The organism is Massilia cavernae (assembly GCF_003590855.1).
Lineage (GTDB): Bacteria > Pseudomonadota > Gammaproteobacteria > Burkholderiales > Burkholderiaceae_D > Telluria_A > Telluria_A cavernae.
Map to the genome: position 1 here is coordinate 1 of NZ_QYUP01000051.1, position 2,934 is coordinate 2,934.

Annotated in this window: 5 protein-coding genes; all 5 read right to left on the minus strand. The window is 63.7% G+C overall.

What is annotated here, in order from left to right; translation table 11 throughout:
* Positions 1-37 precede the first annotated feature (37 nt).
* Positions 38-178: a hypothetical protein gene (locus D3872_RS25565; protein WP_182915689.1), complete on the minus strand. Its 141-nt coding sequence runs from the start codon at positions 176-178 to the stop codon at positions 38-40.
* A 9-nt stretch (positions 179-187) separates the two neighbouring features.
* Positions 188-1,060 (minus strand): hypothetical protein, encoded by an 873-nt coding sequence (locus D3872_RS04955; RefSeq protein WP_119809752.1) that lies wholly within the window; start codon positions 1,058-1,060, stop codon positions 188-190.
* 11 nt (positions 1,061-1,071) lie between these two features.
* Positions 1,072-1,851: a hypothetical protein gene (locus tag D3872_RS04960; RefSeq protein WP_119809749.1), complete on the minus strand. Its 780-nt coding sequence runs from the start codon at positions 1,849-1,851 to the stop codon at positions 1,072-1,074.
* Between the two features lie 3 nt (positions 1,852-1,854).
* Entirely contained in the window at positions 1,855-2,352 is a 498-nt protein-coding gene (locus D3872_RS04965) for a hypothetical protein (RefSeq protein WP_119809750.1), read from the minus strand.
* 62 nt (positions 2,353-2,414) lie between these two features.
* Complete coding sequence (locus D3872_RS04970) at positions 2,415-2,705, minus strand: DnaJ domain-containing protein (RefSeq protein ID WP_119809751.1); 291 nt, start codon at positions 2,703-2,705, stop codon at positions 2,415-2,417.
* Between the last annotated feature and the right edge of the window lie 229 nt (positions 2,706-2,934).

Here is a 2,934-nt window from a genome sequence, read left to right on the forward strand (position 1 = left end):
CGTAGGGGGGTAAGCAAAGCGCACCCGCCGAACATACTTATTTCGGCGCACCCTTCGACGACCAATACACGCTGGCGATCTTCCACTTGCCGTCGATGCCCTTCAACATCTGCCACATCTCCACGCCGTGGTTGATCACCTTGTCGTCGATGTTATGCCGCGCTTGCAATAAACGCAACAACAAGACTTAGGCGTAGTCGGCGTCCAGCTCCGACCCGGCGTAGTTCTCCAGCTCCGCGAACAGCGTCTTGATCGACGCGCGGGTCTGGATCTTCTGGATCACCGTGCAGTGCTCGCGGTAGTTCTGGATGCGGTCGGCGATCACCTGCTGGTGCTGCGCGGGCACCTGCGCCATCAGCGCGGCCCATCCGGCTTCGTAATCCGGCTTGTTCTTGCGCACCGAGGACACCAGCCGCTCGAAGTCCTTCTGCCCGGTGCGCGCGACGATGCGCCCTCCCCCTTCGATGGCGAAGATGACCGCCAGCGCGATCACGCCTTCGGCATTCAGGTCGGCCTCGGTGACCGGGCCTTCGTAGTGATGGCGGCGCAGCCAGTTGGCGGCGCGCACGATCGCCTGTACGCCCTTGCGCTGCTCCAGCTGGATCTCGTAGCGCTCCGGCCCCGACCAGTTCTGGTTGGGGTCGGCGCTGCAGATGTCGACGAACAGTTCCTTCAGGCGGCGCTGCATGTAGACCGGGTCGTTGTCGTACTCGCCCACCAGCGAATCCTCGGGCAGCGCGGCCAGTTCCTTGATCATGCGGAAGCCTGACTGGAACGCGTGCTCGGCGCCTTCATCGACCAGGTAGTCGAGCGCGGCTTCCTCGTCCTCGGCTTCCACCTCGTGCTCGATCCCGAGCGACACGCAACCCACAGTCAGGAAGTAAGCGCGCTGGATGCCTTCCGCGGTGCGGTCGTTGGTGAACTTCTCGGCCACCATGGCGGTGATCCCGGCCAGTTCTTCGGCCAGGATCGCGCCGTCCTCGCCCACCTCGGTCCCGGCGAAGCACCTGATCGCGCGCACCAGGCGCGGCAGGCGTTCTACTACAAGTGCTGGCAGCATCGGATCAAAGCTCACGAGAAGATGTCCGTGCCGAGGCTCTTGCGTCCGCCGCGGCGCGGCGCCGCGCTGCGCGCCGACGGCACCTGCTTGCGCAGGCGGTACAGCAGTTCCTTGGTCGAGCGCTGCAGGAATTTCGGCTCGTCGTCCGGGTCGTCCGAGAACTCGGCGTCGGCCAGGTCGGCGCTGTGGCGGAAGTCGGGGAACAGCTCGAACAGCGCGCGGTCCCAGCCGTCTTCATTGGCCTTCACCAGTTCCACCGCCAGCGGCACGATGTCGCTGTCCGACGACGAGTGGGCGGTGATGTACGAACCCTTGGAGATCACTTCGCCGGCCAGTTCCAGGATGTCCTTCGGCGCCATCGAGAACAGGATCGCGAACGCGGTCGCGCCGTGGTCGGTGGCCGAAGCTTCGGCCAGCAGTTCGTGGCGGCGCTCCTCGTCCTCGGTCGAGAACACCACGCCGTGGATGTGGGCGAACAGCGACTCGGCGATGCGCTCAGGGTCGTCTTCCATCATCTGCTCGTTCCAGGTGGCGGCGATGAAGGCCAGGCTGTCGGCCCAGGCCTTGGGCGGCACCAGCAGGGTCGCCAGCGAGGTCTTGCCGCCGTCGAAGCCGGACAGGTGCAGCGCGGTGACTTGCGGCGGCAAGGTGCCGAGCACCTCGGAGACCACCAGGTCGCCGTGGGTTTCGGCGGCTTCCGAGAACGCCCGTTCGGCGTGGCCCAGCGAGCCGGCCAGCACCAGTTCGGTCACCTGTTTCGACAGGGCCGGCAGATGGGTCTTTTCGGTCATGGCTTATTCCCCTTCCTGGTCGAACATCTGCGCGAAATCGTCGGTGACGGAACCTTCGTCGTCGACGTCGTCGCCGTCGTCGTTCTCGCCCAGCTGGTCGAACGAGGTGTCTTCTTCATCCCACAGGCGCGGGTTCTTGAAAAGGAAAGCGGTGATGATGGCCTGGCGCGCCAGCTCCGGATAATTCTCCGTCATCGACGCGTACATGGCGGCGCCGTCGCCCTCCACGCTGGCCATCGCGAACACCTTGGCCGGGTCGCCGCCTTCGTAGTCGTACGCTTCGCGCAGCAGGCCTTTCGGGTTGCTGAACTTGATGCTGTCGACCAGTGCGAAGCTCATCATGTTGACGTCCTCGATGCCGCCGCCGTCGGCGTATTCGCCCTTCAGGGCATTGACCATCATGTCGTAGTTCTTGCGGTTCGGCGGGTCGCCCAAAATGCCGTCGATCTGGCCGCCAAGCTCGCGCGACTGGTAGGCAAATTCGGGATGTACTCTAGTCATGTCTGAATCTCTATAGGTGATGCGTGTATCGGGTATTGGAGCGCACTGCGGCGCCGCGCGCGTCAGGCGGGCAGGGTCACGCCGTTCAGCTGGAACAGCGAGCGCCACAGTTCATAGGCCTCGCCTTCGGCGTCGAGAATGATGCGGTGGTTGACGCTCTGGTCGTATTCTTCCCGCTTGGCGCGGTCCGACAGGATTTCGTAGGCCTTGGCCACGCTCTTGAAGCGTACTGCCGCCGCCGGCGCGTCGTTGCGGTCGGGGTGGTAGCGCATCGCCAGCGAACGGTAGACCTTCTTGATCTCGTCGTCGCTGGCGTTCGGCGCCACACCCAGGATCGCATATAAATTTTCCAATCGAAACTCCAGGCTGACGCCCAATGTAAAAGAAGGATTATCCTATAGTTCACCCCCCGCTGTCAGGACGCACGCGCCGCGCACCGCCGCGTACGGTAAAATGCGGCAACCTGATTCCAATCCATCCATGTTTCCATGAGCAACGAAAAAAACAAAACGGACGCGGCGCCGGCGAACGCGCCATCGTCGAATTTCCTGCGCGCCATCATCGACAACGATATGGCAGCCG